Origin of the sequence: Serratia sp. AXJ-M (assembly GCF_046531865.1) — a bacterium.
Taxonomy (GTDB): Bacteria; Pseudomonadota; Gammaproteobacteria; order Enterobacterales; family Enterobacteriaceae; genus Serratia; species Serratia liquefaciens.
This window is the reverse complement of record NZ_CP059394.1, coordinates 1,807,044-1,825,906: the sequence shown is the minus strand read 5'-3', so window position 1 is coordinate 1,825,906 and position 18,863 is coordinate 1,807,044. Positions and strand designations below refer to the sequence as shown.

Sequence of the window (18,863 nt, the reverse complement as noted above, 5' to 3'; positions counted from 1 at the left end):
AATTTCGATGAGCCTGATTGTAAATAAACTGTATCACAGCTACAAAAAAAACCCAGAGAGACCAGGCCACAGGAGCGGAGAAATCGGAGGTGGATCGTAATCCTGTCGAAGAATTGCCCACGCCATCAGGCTCCTTCACCTGATGCGGCATCAAAATCAGCATTAAATGCTAAAGATGCCCTGCGGAGTTGTACGTTTTCCAGATGAGAACATCGGCGTCAAAAGTGCGAACTTACCCTATCTCACGGGGCAGCCTTCCCGGCTCAACGGCACTTTGCAGGCAATCTTCCCTTATTGGGTATAGCCAAGACAGGCCGGGAGACTCAGTGATATAATTAGCGGATCGGGCTCAAGGACGCGTAGTGCATATGAAAGTAAAATATCTGATCTATTTTTTTACCTTTGCCCTGATGTCCTCATTTGCCCTGTTTATTTCCGATGAGTTGTCGGAAGCTGACACCGAGTATCGCGACAACCAACTCAATCTATACAAAATTACCCGAGCCAAAGAGATTTCAGAGGCTTTTCAGGCCACACTATTGGCACATCGCCTTAAACGTTTAAGCCTGATCGACCCACGTATCACTCCACATCAGTGGCAAGACGCCGATCGCGTAGCGCGGGAGAAAATTGCCCACTTCCGACCGCACATCGACAGCGAAATCTCGCAACGGCTCGGCATCAGGCAAAAAATTGCCGCGCTTTCCATGCTCAGTCTGATGGAACAATTGCTCAATAATGACAACCTGCAGCTTTCGCAGGTGACCGAAGCCAATGCCAATCTGTTCAATATCAATAGCGCTTACTATATTTCCCAGGCCAGTAAAAGTTACTACCGCTATAGCTACGATAACCGCATGGTCGATGGCGATTCATTTATGTTTCTTGAGGCAGTGCGATTAAATAACCGGCTGAACATGTCGGTGACCGAACTCATCGATCAGATTATTGACGTCAATACCAATCGACTGGCGCGCAAAGACGCTTATCTGAAAGCAATTCAGCTCACCGGCGTATTGAATGCGTTGAGCACTCGGCTGATTTTTATGAAACTTACCTATAACGACGTGAAAACTACTGCACTGGTGAATGAGATCCTGGGGCAGCTGTCAGCTCAGCAGATCAAGATCATTACCGAGGGATTATATACCGCCGTAAACACGCATACCGCCTACCCTACAGACGCTATTTATCCCTATGTTAAAAACCTGAGTGAGCTGTCACAACGGCTCTATCAGCGCAGTTTCGAAATGGAGACCGCCGCCTCGCAGAGCAAGATTTATGACAGCCAAACCGCCATTGACGGCATGATTTCGCTGGCGGGTCTGATTGCGCTATTTATCTTCCTGCCTACGCTGGTTTACTGTTCAAATATCAGCCGCTGGCTAACGAAAACGCATAATAATATTTTGCGCTTGTCCCACGGCGATATGAATATCGCTCGCAACGAAGTGTTCTACGGCCAGGAATTGATAGCCATCAGCGACGCTATCAAACAGCTAAAACAGTACCAGTTGGAAAAGGTAACGCTGGAAAATGAGAAACACCTGCTGATTAAAGAGTTGGAAGCCTCCTCCTATCTCGATCCTCTCACCAATATCTATAACCGGCGCAAATTCTTCCTGGAGTGCGAATCGCTGGCTGCCGGCAGCTACCCACTCGCTTTTTGTCTGATCGACATTGATAATTTCAAAAGCCTCAATGACACCTACGGCCATCACGTAGGCGACCTGGTGCTGGTGGCATTTGGCAAGCTGCTGCAAAGCACCTTCCGCTCCAGCGACATTTTCTGTCGCTATGGTGGTGAAGAATTTGCCGTGATCCTCGGTAACTGTACGCTGGAAAATGCGCAGGAAGTGATGTCCAAGCTACGCGAGCGTACGCACCAGTTCAGCCTGACACTAACCGATGGGCAAAACGTCCGCTTCACCACCAGTTGCGGCATTGCCCAGGTTCGCGATATCCGCTTGTTGCCGGCAGCAATCAAACAGGCGGATGAAGCGCTCTATTTTTGCAAGAAAAACGGCAAAGACCGGATAGGCATTCATACCCAGAACGGTTTTATCTGAATTGTTGTTTAAAATAATTAACATTATAATTTTTATGACTAATTAGGCTAAGTCATTCACCTTACAGACTTATCTGACTTTTCTGTCGGCATCCTGATGGCAAGCAGAGATAAAGGCACGTTTAATCCTCGACCGGCTCCGATGAATTGTGGTGTGATGCAGCTTCAATAACAGGATAATCCGGGTATACTCCCCCCACTTTTTTATGATTATCCGGATTTGGACACGCGCCTGACGAGGATGCAGTAACGCGATATGACTCAATACGCCTCCCCGATTTTGACATCACTGCTTGATACTGATGCTTATAAGCTTCATATGCAGCAAGCAGTGTTCCATCGCTATCCTGCTATCAGCGTGGCGGCGGAATTCCGCTGCCGCGGTGACGAGCTGCTTGGCGAATATGCCGACGAGATCCGTGCCCAGATCGCACTGATGAGCCAATTGGCGCTAACAGACGCTGAGTTCAACTATCTTTCCGGGCTGCCTTTCTTCCGCGAGGATTACCTGAACTGGCTGCGCGAGTTTCGTTACGATCCGCAACAGGTTCAGATCGAAGATCATGCGGGCAAATTGCACATCCGCATTGCCGGTCCCTGGCGTGAAGTGATCATGTGGGAAGTCCCACTGCTGGCAGTGATCAGTGAGGTGGTGCACCGTCACCGCTCCCCTGAAGTCACGCCTGAGATGGCCGTCGCTCATCTGCGCAGCAAACTCGAGCATTTTAAAGCCATGAGCGCTGACGTGGACATTTCTCGCTTCAAACTGATGGACTTTGGCACCCGCCGTCGTTTCTCGCAGAGTGTGCAGCAGGCGATTGTCAGCACCTTGAAAGACGAATTTCCTTATCTGGTCGGCACCAGCAACTACGATCTGGCCCACCAGCTTGCTCTGGCGCCCGTGGGTACTCAGGCTCATGAATGGTTCCAGGCGCATCAGCAAATCAGCCCGGTATTGGCCAACAGCCAACGTGCAGCTTTGCAAGCCTGGCTGGATGAATATCCGGACCAGCTCGGCATCGCGCTGACTGACTGCATCACCATGGACGCCTTCCTGCGTGATTTCGGTCCGCAGTTCGCCCAGCGTTATCAGGGCCTGCGCCATGATTCGGGTGATCCGTTCGAATGGGGCGAGAAAGCCATTGCGCATTATCAGAAGCTGGGCATCGACCCGATGAGCAAAACGCTGGTGTTCTCCGACAATCTGGATCTGGACAAGGCGATGGCGCTGTATCGCCGTTTCTACCAACGCGTCAATCTGGTGTTCGGCATAGGTACGCGTCTGACCTGCGATATCCCGGGGGTTAAACCGCTGAACATCGTGATCAAGCTGGTCGAATGCAAAGGCAAGCCGGTGGCTAAACTGTCCGACAGCCCGGGCAAGACCATCTGCCAGGATCAGGCCTTTGTGAAAGCGTTACGCAAGGCCTTCGATTTACCGCTGGTGAAGAAAGCCAGCTAAGCCACACCGCCCTGCCAACGCGAAAAAGCCGGCTGAAGACCTCACGCCGGCTTTTTTCTTCTTTATAAGAGACTTCGCCGTGCTCCCTTTTCGCCCAGAGCCAAGAAATGTTGCACCAATCCGGCGATTTCTGCTTGTGCTCTGCACCGCGGCAAGTAACATAGCAACATCCCCATATTCTTGGGTTGTAAGCTATTTCTAAACCAAATTATTAAGAGAGAAATCTATGAGCGTAGTGCCTGTAGTCGACGTACTGCAAGGCCGTGCTGCGGTTGACAGTGAAGTCACCGTGCGCGGTTGGGTGCGTACCCGGAGAGATTCTAAAGCTGGTATCTCCTTCCTGGCCGTCTATGACGGTTCCTGCTTTGATCCGTTACAGGCCGTCGTTAATAATTCTCTGCCGAATTATCAGGATGAAGTGTTGCATCTGACCACCGGCTGTTCGATTGAAGTGACCGGCAAAGTGGTCGCCTCTCCAGGCGAAGGTCAGAGTTTCGAACTGCAGGCGACCGAGATTAAAGTGGTCGGTTGGGTTGACGATCCGGACACGTACCCGATGGCGGCCAAACGCCACAGCATCGAATACCTGCGCGAAGTGGCGCACCTGCGCCCACGTACCAACCTGATCGGTGCCGTTGCCCGTGTTCGCCATACCCTGGCGCAGGCTATTCACCGCTTCTATCACGAGAATGGTTTCTTCTGGGTTTCCACCCCGCTGATCACCGCTTCCGATACCGAAGGCGCCGGCGAAATGTTCCGCGTTTCCACGCTGGATCTGGAAAACCTGCCGCGCACCGATAAAGGCGCTGTCGATTTCAGTCAGGACTTTTTCGGTAAAGAAGCGTTCCTGACCGTTTCCGGCCAGTTGAACGGCGAAACCTATGCCTGTGCGTTGTCGAAAATTTACACCTTCGGCCCGACTTTCCGCGCCGAAAACTCCAACACCAGCCGTCACCTGGCCGAGTTTTGGATGATCGAACCGGAAGTCGCCTTTGCTGACCTCGAGGATATCGCGGAACTGGCAGAGAAAATGCTGAAGTATGTGTTCCAGGCCGTCTTGAACGAGCGTATGGATGACATGCAGTTCTTCGCAGAACGCGTAGACAAAGATGCGATTGACCGCCTGAAGCGTTTTGTTTCTTCCGACTTCGCTCAGGTTGATTACACCGAAGCGGTGGAAATTCTGATCGCCTCTGGCCAGACTTTCGAGAACCCGGTTTCCTGGGGTATCGATCTGTCTTCCGAGCATGAGCGTTATCTGGCCGAGAAACACTTCAAAGCGCCGGTGGTGGTGAAAAACTACCCGAAAGACATCAAAGCTTTCTATATGCGTATGAACGACGACGGCAAAACCGTTGCGGCGATGGACGTGTTGGCTCCGGGCATCGGCGAGATCATCGGCGGTGCTCAGCGTGAAGAACGTCTGGACGTGCTGGATCAGCGTCTGGATGCCATGGGCCTGAATAAAGAAGATTATTGGTGGTATCGTGACCTGCGTCGTTACGGCACCGTGCCACACGCCGGCTTCGGTTTAGGTTTTGAGCGTTTAATCGCCTATGTCACCGGTGTGCAAAACGTGCGCGACGTAATTCCGTTCCCTCGCACACCACGTAATGCAACCTTTTAATTAATCAGATAATACATTTTCTAATTAATTTAGTTACAAAACCAAGGCCAGCTTAGCTGGCCTTTCGCATTTTTTAATATTGACGAGCGTCACAAAGTTCCGTGAATATTACATTTAGTTACAAATACTTTCTTTTTGAAACCTCATTAGGACATTGGTAGCATTTTCGTTCTAGATTAACCTGCCCGTGAATGGAACACTGCGTGCAGACACAGGACGACACCAATCTATCAACAATAGTTCCAAAAGAATTATTGGCGGCAGTGGCAAAGGTGTCCGAATAACACCAATGAGGGTAATATAATGATGAAGCGCAATATTCTTGCAGTGGTAATCCCAGCTCTGTTAGCCGCTGGTGCAGCTAACGCTGCTGAAATCTACAACAAAGACGGCAACAAACTGGATCTGTACGGTAAAGTTGACGGTCTGCACTACTTCTCAGACGACAAAGGCAATGATGGCGATCAGACCTATGTTCGTTTCGGCTTCAAAGGTGAAACCCAGATTACTGACCAACTGACCGGTTACGGCCAGTGGGAATACAACGTTCAGGCTAACCACTCTGAATCTCAAGGCACCGAAGGCACCAAGACTCGTCTGGGCTTCGCTGGTCTGAAATTTGCTGACTACGGTTCATTCGATTACGGCCGTAACTACGGCGTACTGTACGACGTAGAAGGCTGGACAGATATGCTGCCAGAGTTCGGTGGCGATACTTATACCTACACCGACAACTTCATGACTGGCCGTACCAACGGCGTTGCGACTTACCGTAACAACAACTTCTTCGGTCTGGTTGACGGTCTGAACTTCGCTGTTCAGTACCAAGGTAAAAACCAGAACGACGGCCGTGACGTTAAGAAACAAAACGGCGACGGCTGGGGCCTGTCTTCTACTTATGACATCGGCGAAGGCATCAGCGTAGGTGCAGCATACGCTTCTTCCAACCGTACCGATGATCAAAAACTGCGTTCTAACGAACGTGGCGACAAAGCTGATGCATGGACCGTTGGCGCGAAATACGACGCTAACAACGTTTACCTGGCAGCTATGTACGCAGAAACTCGTAACATGACTCCATTCGGCGGCGGCAACTTCAGCTCAACCTGTAATGCTTCTACCGATTGCGGCGGCTTCGCCAGCAAAACTCAGAACTTCGAAGTGACTGCACAGTACCAGTTCGACTTCGGTCTGCGTCCAGAAGTGTCTTACCTGCAGTCTAAAGGTAAAAACCTGAACGTCCCAGGCGTGGGTTCTGACCAGGATCTGGTTAAATATGTTTCTGTTGGTACCACTTACTACTTCAACAAAAACATGTCTACCTACGTTGATTACAAAATCAACCTGCTGGACGACAACGAGTTCACCAAAGCTACTGGCACCGCTACCGATGATATCGTAGGTGTTGGTCTGGTTTACCAGTTCTAAGTTGTCTCACTTAACGGCGGTTCACCGTCGGCTAAGTTAAAAAACAGGGCTTCGGCCCTGTTTTTGTTTTTGCGCTACGCGTAAATTTTTATCCTGCCAATGTCCCCTTCTTCCTCATTTTTTATGCTGAATCTGCGCCCTTCACAAGATCGCTGTGTTTTTCTCGCAAACGGTTGGCAAAGCGCATAACTGGCGCTACCCTGATGCTTCTGTCTGCTTAACTCCGAGCCATGGAAGCACCTGACATGTTTGAAAAAATCACTGCTGCACCTGCCGATCCGATTCTGGGTCTGACCGACATTTTCCGCGCCGACGCGCGCCCGAACAAAATCAATTTGGGCATTGGCGTCTACAAAGACGAAACCGGCAAAACGCCGGTGCTGACCAGCGTGAAAAAAGCTGAGCAGTATCTGCTGGAAAATGAAGCCACCAAAAACTATCTCGGCATTGAGGGCATCCCCGCTTTCGCCAACTGCACGCAAGAGCTGCTGTTCGGCAAACAAAGCCCAATCATTGCCGACAAGCGTGCGCGCACCGCGCAAACGCCTGGTGGCACCGGCGGCCTGCGTGTGGCAGCTGACTTCATCGCCAACCAGACCAGCGCTAAACGCATCTGGATCAGCAACCCAAGCTGGCCGAACCATAAAAATGTGTTTGGCGCCGTCGGCCTGGAAGTGCTGGAATATGCCTACTACGATGCGGCCAATCATGCGCTGGACTTCGATGGCCTGCTGAACAGCCTGAAACAGGCTCAGGCAGGCGATGTGGTCCTGTTCCATGGTTGCTGCCATAACCCAACCGGCATTGACCCTACGCCTGAGCAGTGGGCTCAGTTAGCCGAGCTGTCTGTGGCTAACGGCTGGCTGCCGCTGTTCGACTTTGCTTATCAGGGCTTCGCGAAAGGTCTGGAAGAAGATGCGCAGGGCCTGCGTATTTTCGCCGCCAAGCATCAGGAACTGATCGTAGCCAGCTCGTACTCGAAGAATTTCGGCCTATACAACGAACGCGTCGGCGCCTGTACTCTGGTGGCTGCAGATGCGGATACCGCTGACCGCGCCTTCAGCCAGGTGAAAGCCGCCATTCGCGCCAACTACTCCAACCCGCCGTCTCACGGTGCTGCGGTGGTTGCGACCATCCTGGGTGATGATGCGCTGCGCGCCCTGTGGGAGCAGGAGCTGACCGATATGCGTCAACGCATTCACCGCATGCGTCAGCTGTTCGTGAATACTCTGCAGGAGAAAGGCGCAGAGCAGGACTTCAGCTTTATCATTAATCAGAACGGCATGTTCTCGTTCAGCGGATTGACCAAAGAACAGGTGCTGCGCCTGCGTGACGAATTTGGCGTTTACGCCGTTAACTCCGGCCGGGTTAACGTCGCAGGCATGACGCCAGACAATATGGCGCCTCTGTGCGAAGCCATCGTCGCCGTGCTGTAAAGGTTACGGTTTCAAATAAGCAAAAGGGGCGCTCAATGCGCCCCTTAGTTATTTCTGCCGGGAAATAACCTTACCAGATGGCCGGTTCTTCTCGCAGGAACGGATTGGTTTCACGCTCTTGACCGAAGGTAGACATCGGTCCGTGCCCCGGGATAAACGCCATGTCATCCCCCTGTGGCAGGAGCTTGGTGCGGATCGAGTTGATTAATGCCTGGTGATCGCCGCGTGGGAAGTCGCTGCGACCCACGCCACCGTTAAACAATACGTCACCCACCAGCGCCAACCGCGCCTGCTCATTAATAAACACGATATGGCCAGGAGTATGACCCGGGCAATGCAGCACCTTGAGCGTCATTTCACCCACCTGCACGCTGTCCCCTTCTTCCAGCCAGCGAGTTGGCGTCAGAGGCGCACACTCTTCCAGACCAAACATCCGGCTCTGTGCAGGCAAACCATCCAACCAGAAAGCATCTTCCTTGTCCGGACCGTAGATCGGTACCTGATAGTGTTCCGCCAGCTCAGCCGCTGCCCCTACGTGATCGAGATGGCCGTGCGTCAGCAGGATCTGCGTGACCGTCACGCCCTGCCTGGCAATTTCGGCCTTTAATTTCTCCGCTTCGCCGCCGGGATCGACCAACGCCGCCTGTTGGGTACTCTCACACCAGATCAGGCTGCAATTCTGACTAAAAGCGGTAACGGGAATAATTTGGTATTTCATAAGGCTCCAACGACAACAGCGCCATACCCTGACGGGCTGGCGCTACTCACTTATGGTGCACAGCGATTACCAGGTCCGCACCGGGCCGGTATCGATGTGTACAAAGTTGCTACGTGGGTAATATCCTACACCACCGGCGCTCATTTTTAACGCCGCTTTGCGGATATTGCTCAACTGGATGCCTTCGATATGGAAGTCCATCGCCTGGCCCTTGGTATGATAGCTGTGCTTGGCCACACCGCGGCTGCGCTCACGCAGCTCATTGTTGGTATCCAGGGAACGATAACCTGAAACCAGCTGTACCGGTTTGTTGGTGCCCAACAGACCCTGCAGGCGATAGAGGTGATCAAATAGACGAGGATCGATCGACTTGACTTTATTGGCTCGATAATCACGGAAGAGATGATTAAGACGAACTAATTCGTCTTTATTATATCCCTTGCCGTCGAAGAATTCGGCTTTCAAGGATTCGCCCGTATGCATATTATTAACGACAAGAATACGCGGGCGCGAAGTAGAAAGACTGGCAAAGGCTTGCCCAGGGAGCAGCGCTATGCCCACAGCGGCGCTACCTAACGCCAGCCACTTACGGCGATGATGATCAATTTTGTCCATGTTTCTGTTAAACCCGGCAAGAATATCAAAATATATGCACAAAACAGCGCACTGCCTGAACCATAACCGCCCACACTGATTGAGTCAACCCGTGATACCCCGCGGTTTGCAGGCACTCACGGAATGAGTGCCTGCACCATGGCCCGATATTCTGACCGTTATTTATTTATAATTACTGCATTTATTGCATTAATTTTTCGGCCTGAGCCAAAATTTGTGCACCCGATCTCACCGTATCATCGTAATTGTAAATATCTGTACGGAATTGTGGCTTTCCATCATCAGAGACCCAGGCGGTTAAATAATACAATTTAACCGGAATATGCTGGCGGATATTTACGTAGGTGGTATTTCCCTGTTTTAGGGTGGAGGAAACACGGGTATTGTTCCAGCCCGCATCCTGCAACAGCATATTCGCCAAATCCGAAGCCTTGTTGACCCGCACGCAACCCGAGCTCAGGGCACGAATGTCTTTCTGGAACAGGTTATGGTTCGGCGTGTCGTGCAAATAGATGGCGTCCGAACTCGGCATGTTGAATTTAAAACGCCCCAGCGAGTTGGTCGCTCCCGGAGCCTGGCGGATCCGGTACGGGAAGTTGCGGGCCGACACCATATTCCAGTCGATCATTGCCGGGTTGATCACCTCAGCATCGTTGCTCCAGCCGGAAAGCACGGTATAACCGTGTTTTTGGAAGTAGCTGCCGTCACGCATCGCCTTCGGCACAATGTCTTCGCGCACCAGCGTGGTCGGCACGTTCCACGGCGGGTTAACTACCACATTGTTCAGCGCACTGTTCATCAACGGCGTCTTGCGGCTGGGCCGCCCTACGATCACCCGTGACGAAAGTACCTCATTGCCGTTCAGGTAATAGGTCAACGAGTAGTTAGGAATGTTGACCATAATTCCGGTGTCAACGCGGCCGGGAAGAATGCGTAAACGCTGGATGTTCAGGGCCAGCAGCGAAGCTCGCATTTGCGGCGTCACGTTAAGCCATTCGCGGGTGCGTACGCCAATCACGCCATCAGCGCTCAACCCTTGCCATTTCTGGAAGCGTTTAACGCCCTCAACCAAATCGGCAGTATAGCGATTGTCCGTGACCGTGACCGGACTCTCCTGCTGCTGACTGAACGGCGATTGCGGTGACGGCGCCAAGTCTTTTACCGGCGCGGCGGCCGGGCTGACTACCGCACTCTGGGCCTCGCGATTTTTCTCTTCATCTACCGATAAGCCACCATCGTCTGGCTCATTGCGCGAACCGGTCAATACCGCAGGCGGCTCCTGCGCCTCTGCCGGCGCGGCAGAAGTGGTCAGCATACCGTTGCGCGCCAGGATCTCGCGCAAGGCAGGAATATCATCGCTCAGTTGATCGGGGCGCAAACTCGGGCCATTGGCCATCTGCGGCCATGGGCGTCCATCAGCCAGCATGTCGCGTAATGCCTGATGCATCTTGGCGTATTGCGGGTGCTGTGGTGCCAGCGAGTTGACATACGGCACCGTTTTACCCTGACGCACCGCCAACTGCCACTGGTTAATCACCGTATTGGGTGGTAAACCGAGCTTGTAGGGAATGTTGCTGTACAGCCAGCTGTTGCCATTGGCGCCGATCGACGAAACGAACTGCAAATAGCCCAACATCGCATCAGACAAAACGACATCGCGCGCTACACCGGTAATAGCAGGGTTAGTCAATAATCTCACCCATTGGGTGAACTGCGGTTGCACACCGGACATTGCCAATTCAGCCAACTGCTGCTGAAATTGCTGTACCGCTTCGCGATCCTGCCACATCAGTTGCATCCGGTTCGCTGCGTACAAAGGAGCAAGCGTTGAAAGATAATGTGGCGTAATGCCCTTCGGCAACGCTGCGAGCAATTCCGAACGACTTTGCGCAACTGACATGCCGGAAGACGCCACCGGGAATGCAGGAACGGTTGCCCATACGGGTAGCGACGACGCAAGACCACATGCCATTGCACAACTCAACGCCAAACGTCGTACCTTGTTTCCATTTCTAAGCAACATCCATTGCCCCCTGTATGCTCACAAAAAATACAACCAAGACAGCTTATTAGTTTCAGTATACGAACAGAAAAGCCATTTTGCCCTTTGGCACTAATGAATAACTGTAATTCATTAAGCTACCCGTTTAAAAGCGGATAAAAAAGCAGGACTATCATCCATGCGTACAAAAAAATAGCCACCCCAGGGCGGCTATTTTCAGATTATTAGCGGGCTTTTTTGCGCTTACGGCGTTTCAGCCGCGGTGACACCCAGTGCCGCAGGCGGTTCGTTAGCGAAACCGCGCAGCCCCACAACGTGTACGTGTTCATGGTTCTGGAACACCTTACGCACCAGCTTATACGTGGTCCCTTTTTCCGGGCTGATGTTTTCCGGTGCGGCGATGATCAGCTGCATTTCCAGGCGGTCGCACAGCTCAAACAGGGTCGCGATGGATTTGGCATCCAGTCGAGCCGCTTCATCGAGGAACAGCAGACGGCATGGGGAGATATCTTTACCGCGCAGGCGGCGAGATTCCTCTTCCCAACTCTGTACCACCATCACCAGAATCGACATCCCGGTACCGATCGCTTCACCGGTAGACAACGCGCCGCTCTCGGCACGCAACCAGCCGTCGGAGCCGCGGAATACTTCTACTTCCAGCTCGAGGTAGTTACGGTAATCCAGCAGCTCTTCACCGATGGTCTGCGGCGTGCGCTGGCCCATATCAATCTGCGGATTCAGGCGCTGGTACAGCTTGGCCAGCGCTTCTGAGAAGGTCAGGCGGTTGCTGTTAAACAGATCCTGATGCTGTTCCTGCTGCTCAGAGAGCACGTCCAACAGGGTCGCATGCGCTTCACGCACGTTGACGTTCAATCGCACGCTTTTCACCTGACCGAAGGAAACCGCCTGCAAGCCCTGGTTGAGCATGCGGATACGGTTCTGTTCGCGCTGGATGGTTTTGCGAATGATGTTCGCCACGCTCTTGGAACTGATCGCCAACTTCTGCTCACGGGCGGTCAGTTCTTCGGTCAGACGGCCCAGCTCGATTTCCATCTGCTCGATAGCCTCAACCGGGTCATCAGTACGAATGATGTCCTGACGAATACGCTCGCGCAAATGCTGGTACACCGCGATATAGAACTGGATCTTGCGTTCAGGACGCTTAGGATCTTCCGACAGACGCAGCACGTCGCGCAGATGTTCGTTATCCGATACCGCCAGACGCAGCGCACCGAGCGCCTTATCCGACATCGAGCGCAGTTCGTCGCCGTCCATATAGGCCAATTCGCGACGGTGCAGACGACGTTCAACCCCGTTGTCTTTCACCATGCGCATCACTGCGCACCAGCCCGCCTTGGCGGTCACCACCTGCTCACGCAACTGATGGTAATCACGCTCAAGCTTACGCAGTTTCTTCTGCAGACCGTCCATTTCCGCTTCGCAGAAGGTCAGCTGTTTTTCCAACTGGTTGCGGCGCGCGCGGTTGTTGCTCAGGCCGGCGTGCAGTTCATCACGACGTGCGCGGGCACGGGCTTCAGCATTGGCATCCGCCTGTACGCCAATGTCGACCAGCTCCTGGCTCAGTTCTTTCAGCATGTCGCGCTTGGCGTCATAGGAGCTTTTCAGCGACGCCAACACTTGGCTGTACTGAGTAAACTGGGTCTGGTACTGACGTAACTGCTCGCGGGCACGGGTACGTTCCGCTTCCGCGTGTTCAAGACGTTGGCGCAGCTTGTCGTTCAAATCGTTGTTGGCGTTTTGCATACCGGCAGAGTCGGTATAACCGAAGTGCGCGCGGCGCTGCACCACTTCGATCAAGGCAAACGCCTGCTGTTTAGCCTGACGCTGTACGCTTTGCGCCTGGATGTAATCCTGCTGTAACTGCTCATGTTGCTGCGGATCGCTCTGCAGCACCGACAGCAACGGCTCCAGCTTGGTCAGGGAAACGCCGTGCTGCTGAATATGACGCGCGGCATCCTGCGCCTCTTCCAGCTCTTCACGGATTTCTTCTACGCGATCCTGCAAGGTTTCATCGTTTAACAATGAGACCAACGGCATCAGGCGGTTCAGCGCGGAGATGCCTTCTTTCGCCTGCTCATATTGCTGGCGTTGCTGCTGGTTCTGCGCTTCATGGTTGTTCAGCGCACGCTCTACTTCACCGCGACGGGAAGTGAGGCTGCGGATTTCCGCTTCCGGATCGGCGTCAAACGCCACCGCCAGATGAGAGCCGATGAAGCGGCTGAAGGCCTGATGCGAACGCTGGGTCTTTTGCACGTCGAATGACAGCGTGGCGTAACGCTCGGCCAGCGTTTCACGCTCGGCGTGCAGCACTTCCAGGCGGTTTTCGCGGGCAGCGCGACCAAATAGCGGCACTTCCGGATAACGGGAGTAACGCCATTGGCGATCGGCGGTTTTCACCAACACCGCGCGGTCTTGCTCTTCAACGGCGAACACGCTGTCATCGAATGACTGCGGATCCCCTTCGATCAGATAGAGATCTTCCGGACAATCTTCCAACCCTTCCAGCATTTCGCGGACCAGCGACAGATCCGGCACCACGATCGCGTGACGCGACGGGCCATACAATGCGGAGAAGTAAGGCGCATCGTCGATAGTGACATCGTCGTAAATTTCGGAGAGCAGCACGCCGCCAAAACGTTCGGCCAGCGTAACCAGGCGTTGATCTTCGGCCCCGCCCGGCTGGCTGAGACGTTCGATCTGCGCTTCAACCGCACGCTTGCTGGCAGCCACTTCGTCACGCTCAACGGTGGTTTCACGTTCGCGCTCCAGCAGTTGCTGCATGTACTCAGTCACCTGCTGGCTGCTTTCCAGCGGTTCGCCGCTCTGCTCACTGAGCTGGCTCAGGGCGTCCTGCGCCGCTAACCAGACAGGGGCGCGGGTGGTGAGCTCACGAATGCGTTGCTGAATTTGCTCCAGTTCCTGGCGCATTTCCATCCGGCGTTCGCCGGCCTCGCTGACGCTTTGCGACAGCGACTCCAGACGCTCTTCCAGCTCTTGTTGCAGAGCATCGAGTTCATCCGGCTGATACTGCTGACCATGGCGCTTGCAGAATTCCTGCAGCAGGCGTTCGGCATCCTGCTGGGAGCGCAGACGTTGTTCCAGCTCGCTCAGGCGCATGCGCAATGGCTGTACGCGTTCGGCAAGGTGTTGTTGCGATGGCCAGTCGCGCAGCAATTCGCGCGCGCACTGCCAGGCTTCGCTGCGGCTGACCTGACCGGCGATTTTCCCCACCAGCTGATAAGCCTGTTCAAACTGACCGTGCGCGGCATCGGCCACGCTCAGTTTCTGCTCGAGCATCAGCAAGGCTTCCGTCGCCTCTTGCTCGCGCGCCTGGAAAGTATCCAGCCACTGTTCGGCATTTTCGGCGGTCAGCTCCGGCAGTTGGCACAGTGCTCGCGCACGTTCCAACGCCTGCAACGCTTGCTGATATTGAATGGCGCGGGTCTGCTGCACGTCCAGCGCCTGCTGGTAGTCGGCGAGTTGGCTTTTCAGCTCATCCACTTCCAGTTCGGCCGCCTCGGCGCGCGCTTCGTTTTCCGCCTGCTGTTCGCTGGCCTCCGCAACCACTTCGTTCTGTTCTTCCAGACGGTAAGTCAGCTCTTCCAGATCGCCTTCATAGCGCTCGATCTTTTCCTGCTGACGCATCGCCGTCTGCACCAGGTTAAGGTGATCGCTGGCGGCCTGATAATCCGTTTCCAGATCGGATTCTGCGCCACTCTGCTCCGCCAGTTCGCGCGCCATTTCCACATGGCGATACTGCTCAGCAGCCAGCTGTTTGCGGCTGCCCAACAGATCGCTGCGCAATGCCAGCGCGCCGTCCAGATGAATACGCCGCTCATTGGCATGGCGCATATAGTCCGCCGCCACGTAGGAGGTGGCTTCTGAAATCAGGTGCTTGAACAGATCGCGATCGCTTTGGGTCACGCGGATCGCTTCCAGCGTCATGCGGTTTTCACGCAACGCCGCTTCCATGTCCTGGAAGGCCTTGCGCACGCCGCTGTTTTCCGGCAACAGATAGTCGCGCAATGAGCGGGTGATGGCGCTGGAAATACCGCCGTACAGTGAAGCTTCGATCAGGCGGTAGAACTTGCTGCGATCGGACGATGAACGCAAGCGTTTCGGGATCACGCCCAGATCGAACATTAATGAGTGGTAGTCGGTGATGGAGTTGAATTGCTTGAACTGCACGCCTTCCATCTCTTCAACGCGCTCTTTCAACTCCTGCAGTGTCAGCACGCGCGCCTGGCGCTCGCCCACCGTTTGGGTCAAAAGTTCGGTCGGCTGTACTGCCGTTGGCAGGCCCTGAATGGTGAATGGCTTGATGTCCACTTTACGGTCACGGCCGGCCACCTGTTGCAGGCGCACGCCCACCACCACACGCTGGTGGCGTGAGTTGATCACGTCGAGAGTGGAATAACACACCCCGGCACGCAGCTTACCGTGAAGACCTTTGTCGCGCGAGCCGCTGGTGGCGCCGGCTTCGGTGGTGTTACGAAAGTGCAACAGCGTCAAGTCGGGGATAAGCGCAGTGACGAAAGCCGCCATGGTGGTGGATTTCCCTGCCCCGTTACCGCCGGACAGCGTGGTCACCAACTCATCGAGATCAAAGGTGCGGGCGAAGAAGCCGTTCCAGTTGACCAGCGTCAGCGAGCGAAATTTACCGCGTTCAATCATTCCTGTTCATCCTCTGCACTGTCCGGTGTGGTATCAAGCTGCGAATCTTCAGCATCGCTTTCATCAGTCAGCGACAGACTGTTTTCAACCGGCATCGCTTCGCCGTCACGGATCATTCGTAACTGCGCTTCACGCGGATCGTCTCCGCTGCGCACATCGGCGCCAAAGCGGAACACCGCTTCAGTGATGCGGAACTTGCTGCTGTCATTGCCCATGAAGTAGATCATGCCCAGACGACGCAGGCGGTTCAGTGAAGTGCGCACTTTTTCGTGCAGCTTCTGGCGATCGAGATCCGAACCGGTAGAGCGCTGATTAACGAACTTCAGCAATTTGGTTTCGTCCGCCAGGCTCAGCAACTCGTCGTACAGCTCCTGATGGCTGAAGATCCCCTCATGCGCCAGACGCTCCGGGCTGAGGTAGAGATAGCACAGGATTTTCCCCACCATCATGTCCAGTTCGGATAAAACCGAACGCGGGATCAGGGTAGTGGACCGTGGACGCAGATAGAAGAACCCTTCTGGCGCGCGGATCAACTCCACGCTGTAGCGGGCGTAAAACTCTTCCAGTTCATCCTGGAAATCCATTAAGAAGGCGTGGTTGTCCAGCTCATCGATACCGATGTGACGACCTGCGCGCAGATGGCTGTCCAGCGCAGGGAACAGCGCGTTAGACAATGCCTTGGCCAGCTTGACTGGCATTACTTGTTCAATATTTGTCGATGACATGGGCCTGGACCTTGGCTCCGTAATCATTGATTGCCTGCCATTGTGCCGGCAACCCTGAAAAATCTGCTTCAGCCACACCAAGGCGCACTGCCTGGTCGACCACTATACGTGCCACATCGAAATGACGGGCACGCGGATATTGCGCCAGATAATCGCGCATCACCGCCCCTAAATTGAGCGGCATCTGTTGTTCCTGATAAATCTTCAACGCCTGTTCGATCATGGCCGCCAGTTGCTCGCGAATTTCGCTGAACTCCTCGAATTCCAGATCCGGCGGCAATTCCCCGGTCACTTCCTCGCTGCGCAAGGCCAGCTCTTCGTCACGCATATCCAGCAGGCGATCGGCGTTGGCATGGGTCAGTGTCCATGGATTGTCGAAATAGTTCTGCACCGACTGGCGCAAACGCTGGGCGAACACCCGGTTCTTGTCCATGTCGATCGCGGTACGGATAAATTTGTGCACGTGGCGGTCGTAGCCAATCCACAGGTCGATCGCCTGCTGGCCCCAACTGATGATGCGGTCGAGCTTGCTTTGCAAGTCGAACACCAGCTTATCGACGAAGCCCAGCTCCGCGCCACCCAGTGTAGCATCCTGAATGCGCAGCAGGTTGGCCTGCAGCTTGTCGCCTGCCGCTTCCAGAGTATCCTGCAGTTCACGCAGTGTGCCTGAGGTTTCGGACAACAGCATCTCACAGCTGGAAATGGCTGCCCGCCAGTCCTGGTTCAGCAGCGCAGCGATATCATCTTTTACGCCCTGCTGCTGTTCATCCATCACCCGTTGGGTCATGTCGATGCTGTCGAAGATTTCCGCTACCGAATATTTCAGCGGGGCAAATACGTTGCGGTGCCAGTGGAAATCGTCACCGCCCTCTTCGGCGGCGTCGGCGGCGCGTTTCAGCTCTTGCGCCACGATCGACAGCTGCATCGACAGACGCAGCGTGGAGAATTCGCGCTGACGAATATAGTAATCGGTAATGCCGATCCCCAGCGGCGTCAAACGGTAAATTGCGTTACCGTCCGCCAGTTCGCTGGTGAAGCGGTTTAACAGGCGCTGGCGCACCATGTCGTTAATCGCATTGTTGGCGCGGACCGCCACCGTTTCATGCGTCTGTTCGAAACCCTTGCTGACATGGCGAAATGCATCAACCAGCTCACCTTCGCTCATCTCGCCGTCCAGCCGCTCGCCGTTCAATGTGGCGATAGCAAGCAAAAACGCGAGACGCTCCGTAGGGAGCGAAATAGAGAAATCATTTTTCCGTGCCCAGGCGACCAGTTCGGGTACTGTCTGGGAAAATTCACTCATAGTTCGTCCTTCAGGTTTGGTTTATGCGCCATGACGTGAATATAGCGCCCCAAACTCACGTACGGCTCCTGCCGGCAATAGTGCTGTTCAAGCGCCAGTAACTCTTCAAATTTTTGCGTCTGTAACTGCCTGCTTTGCAGGTAATCGTGGAACACCCGCACGCCGGTTTTCCCGCTGATGCGCATGCCCAATTGTTCCAGCCAGCCGTATACCTGCGGCGGACTATGTGGATATTGCGGTGACAACGAACGCTTTCTGCGTCTTCGGACCTCGGGGTTCACCAGTTGGAAATTACCCAACACCACGTTACGCATCAAGAGGCCATTGGCATTAAAGAACATCAATGACAGTGCGCCACCTGGCAGCAGGCAGTCGAACAACGCCCGCAGTGCCGCTTCAGGTTCGGCAATCCATTCAAGCACAGCATGAAACAATACCAGATCAACCGGCTGTTCCAAATGTTGGCCAATATCCTGTGCTGAACTTTGTATGAATTGCATGTTCTGGCTCACACCTTTCTGCTCAGCCAGTAATGCGGCGCGTTGGATCATCTCACCAGAAAGATCGCACAACAACACCTGATGTCCTAATTCTGCCAATTGGCAGGCCATATGGCCTTCGCCGCCGCCGGCATCCAGAATGCGCAGCGGCCGCTGCGGCAACTGGGCCAACAGCGTGGTCAGATCCTGCCAGACTACCGCCTGACGGATTTTCCCTTTGGTGGTGCCGTAAATATTACGCGCAAACTTTTCAGCAATATCGTCAAAATTGCGATCCTGCATGG

At 54.1% G+C, this 18,863-nt stretch carries 12 protein-coding genes; 5 read left to right on the top strand and 7 right to left on the bottom strand.

Features of this window, described 5'->3' with window-relative positions; all coding sequences use genetic code 11:
- Positions 1–368: 368 nt before the first annotated feature.
- From H0S68_RS08480 to H0S68_RS08460, 5 genes are all read left to right on the top strand, one after another.
- The gene (locus H0S68_RS08480; RefSeq protein ID WP_128864124.1) at positions 369–2,069 is read left to right on the top strand and encodes a GGDEF domain-containing protein; all 1,701 of its coding nucleotides are present in this window, start codon (positions 369–371) and stop codon (positions 2,067–2,069) included.
- 255 nt (positions 2,070–2,324) lie between these two features.
- The gene (pncB, locus tag H0S68_RS08475; protein ID WP_020826152.1) at positions 2,325–3,530 is read left to right on the top strand and encodes a nicotinate phosphoribosyltransferase; all 1,206 of its coding nucleotides are present in this window, start codon (positions 2,325–2,327) and stop codon (positions 3,528–3,530) included.
- A gap of 226 nt (positions 3,531–3,756) precedes the next feature.
- Complete coding sequence (asnS, locus tag H0S68_RS08470; RefSeq protein WP_020826151.1) at positions 3,757–5,157, top strand: asparagine--tRNA ligase; 1,401 nt, start codon at positions 3,757–3,759, stop codon at positions 5,155–5,157.
- Between the two features lie 303 nt (positions 5,158–5,460).
- The gene (gene ompC, locus H0S68_RS08465; protein WP_044549566.1) at positions 5,461–6,585 is read left to right on the top strand and encodes a porin OmpC; all 1,125 of its coding nucleotides are present in this window, start codon (positions 5,461–5,463) and stop codon (positions 6,583–6,585) included.
- A 245-nt stretch (positions 6,586–6,830) separates the two neighbouring features.
- Positions 6,831–8,021, top strand: coding sequence for an amino acid aminotransferase (locus H0S68_RS08460; RefSeq protein WP_044549564.1), 1,191 nt, complete (start codon positions 6,831–6,833; stop codon positions 8,019–8,021).
- Positions 8,022–8,091: 70 nt separating this feature from the next.
- Here the strand turns inward: H0S68_RS08460 and H0S68_RS08455 are convergent, their stop codons facing one another.
- The 7 genes from H0S68_RS08455 to cmoM all read right to left on the bottom strand — a co-directional run bounded on the left by H0S68_RS08455 (position 8,092) and on the right by cmoM (position 18,861).
- Complete coding sequence (locus H0S68_RS08455; RefSeq protein WP_048761915.1) at positions 8,092–8,739, bottom strand: MBL fold metallo-hydrolase; 648 nt, start codon at positions 8,737–8,739, stop codon at positions 8,092–8,094.
- 66 nt (positions 8,740–8,805) lie between these two features.
- On the bottom strand, positions 8,806–9,354 hold the full coding sequence (locus tag H0S68_RS08450) for a YcbK family protein (RefSeq protein ID WP_020826147.1): 549 nt from the start codon (positions 9,352–9,354) through the stop codon (positions 8,806–8,808).
- 181 nt (positions 9,355–9,535) lie between these two features.
- Entirely contained in the window at positions 9,536–11,377 is a 1,842-nt protein-coding gene (ldtD, locus tag H0S68_RS08445) for a L,D-transpeptidase (RefSeq protein ID WP_130015494.1), read from the bottom strand.
- Positions 11,378–11,599: 222 nt separating this feature from the next.
- Positions 11,600–16,051 (bottom strand): chromosome partition protein MukB, encoded by a 4,452-nt coding sequence (gene mukB / locus H0S68_RS08440; protein WP_020826145.1) that lies wholly within the window; start codon positions 16,049–16,051, stop codon positions 11,600–11,602.
- On the bottom strand, positions 16,048–16,776 hold the full coding sequence (gene mukE, locus H0S68_RS08435) for a chromosome partition protein MukE (RefSeq protein ID WP_041414390.1): 729 nt from the start codon (positions 16,774–16,776) through the stop codon (positions 16,048–16,050). The genes mukB and mukE overlap by 4 nt, the downstream gene beginning before the upstream one ends.
- A complete protein-coding gene (gene mukF, locus H0S68_RS08430) occupies positions 16,757–18,079 on the bottom strand; it encodes a chromosome partition protein MukF (RefSeq protein WP_020826143.1) in 1,323 nt (440 codons plus the stop codon). The genes mukE and mukF overlap by 20 nt, the downstream gene beginning before the upstream one ends.
- Positions 18,076–18,861 carry a tRNA uridine 5-oxyacetic acid(34) methyltransferase CmoM gene (gene cmoM / locus H0S68_RS08425; protein WP_020826142.1) on the bottom strand — a complete coding sequence of 262 codons (786 nt, stop codon included), beginning with the start codon at positions 18,859–18,861 and terminating at the stop codon, positions 18,076–18,078. The genes mukF and cmoM overlap by 4 nt, the downstream gene beginning before the upstream one ends.
- Positions 18,862–18,863: the final 2 nt, after the last annotated feature.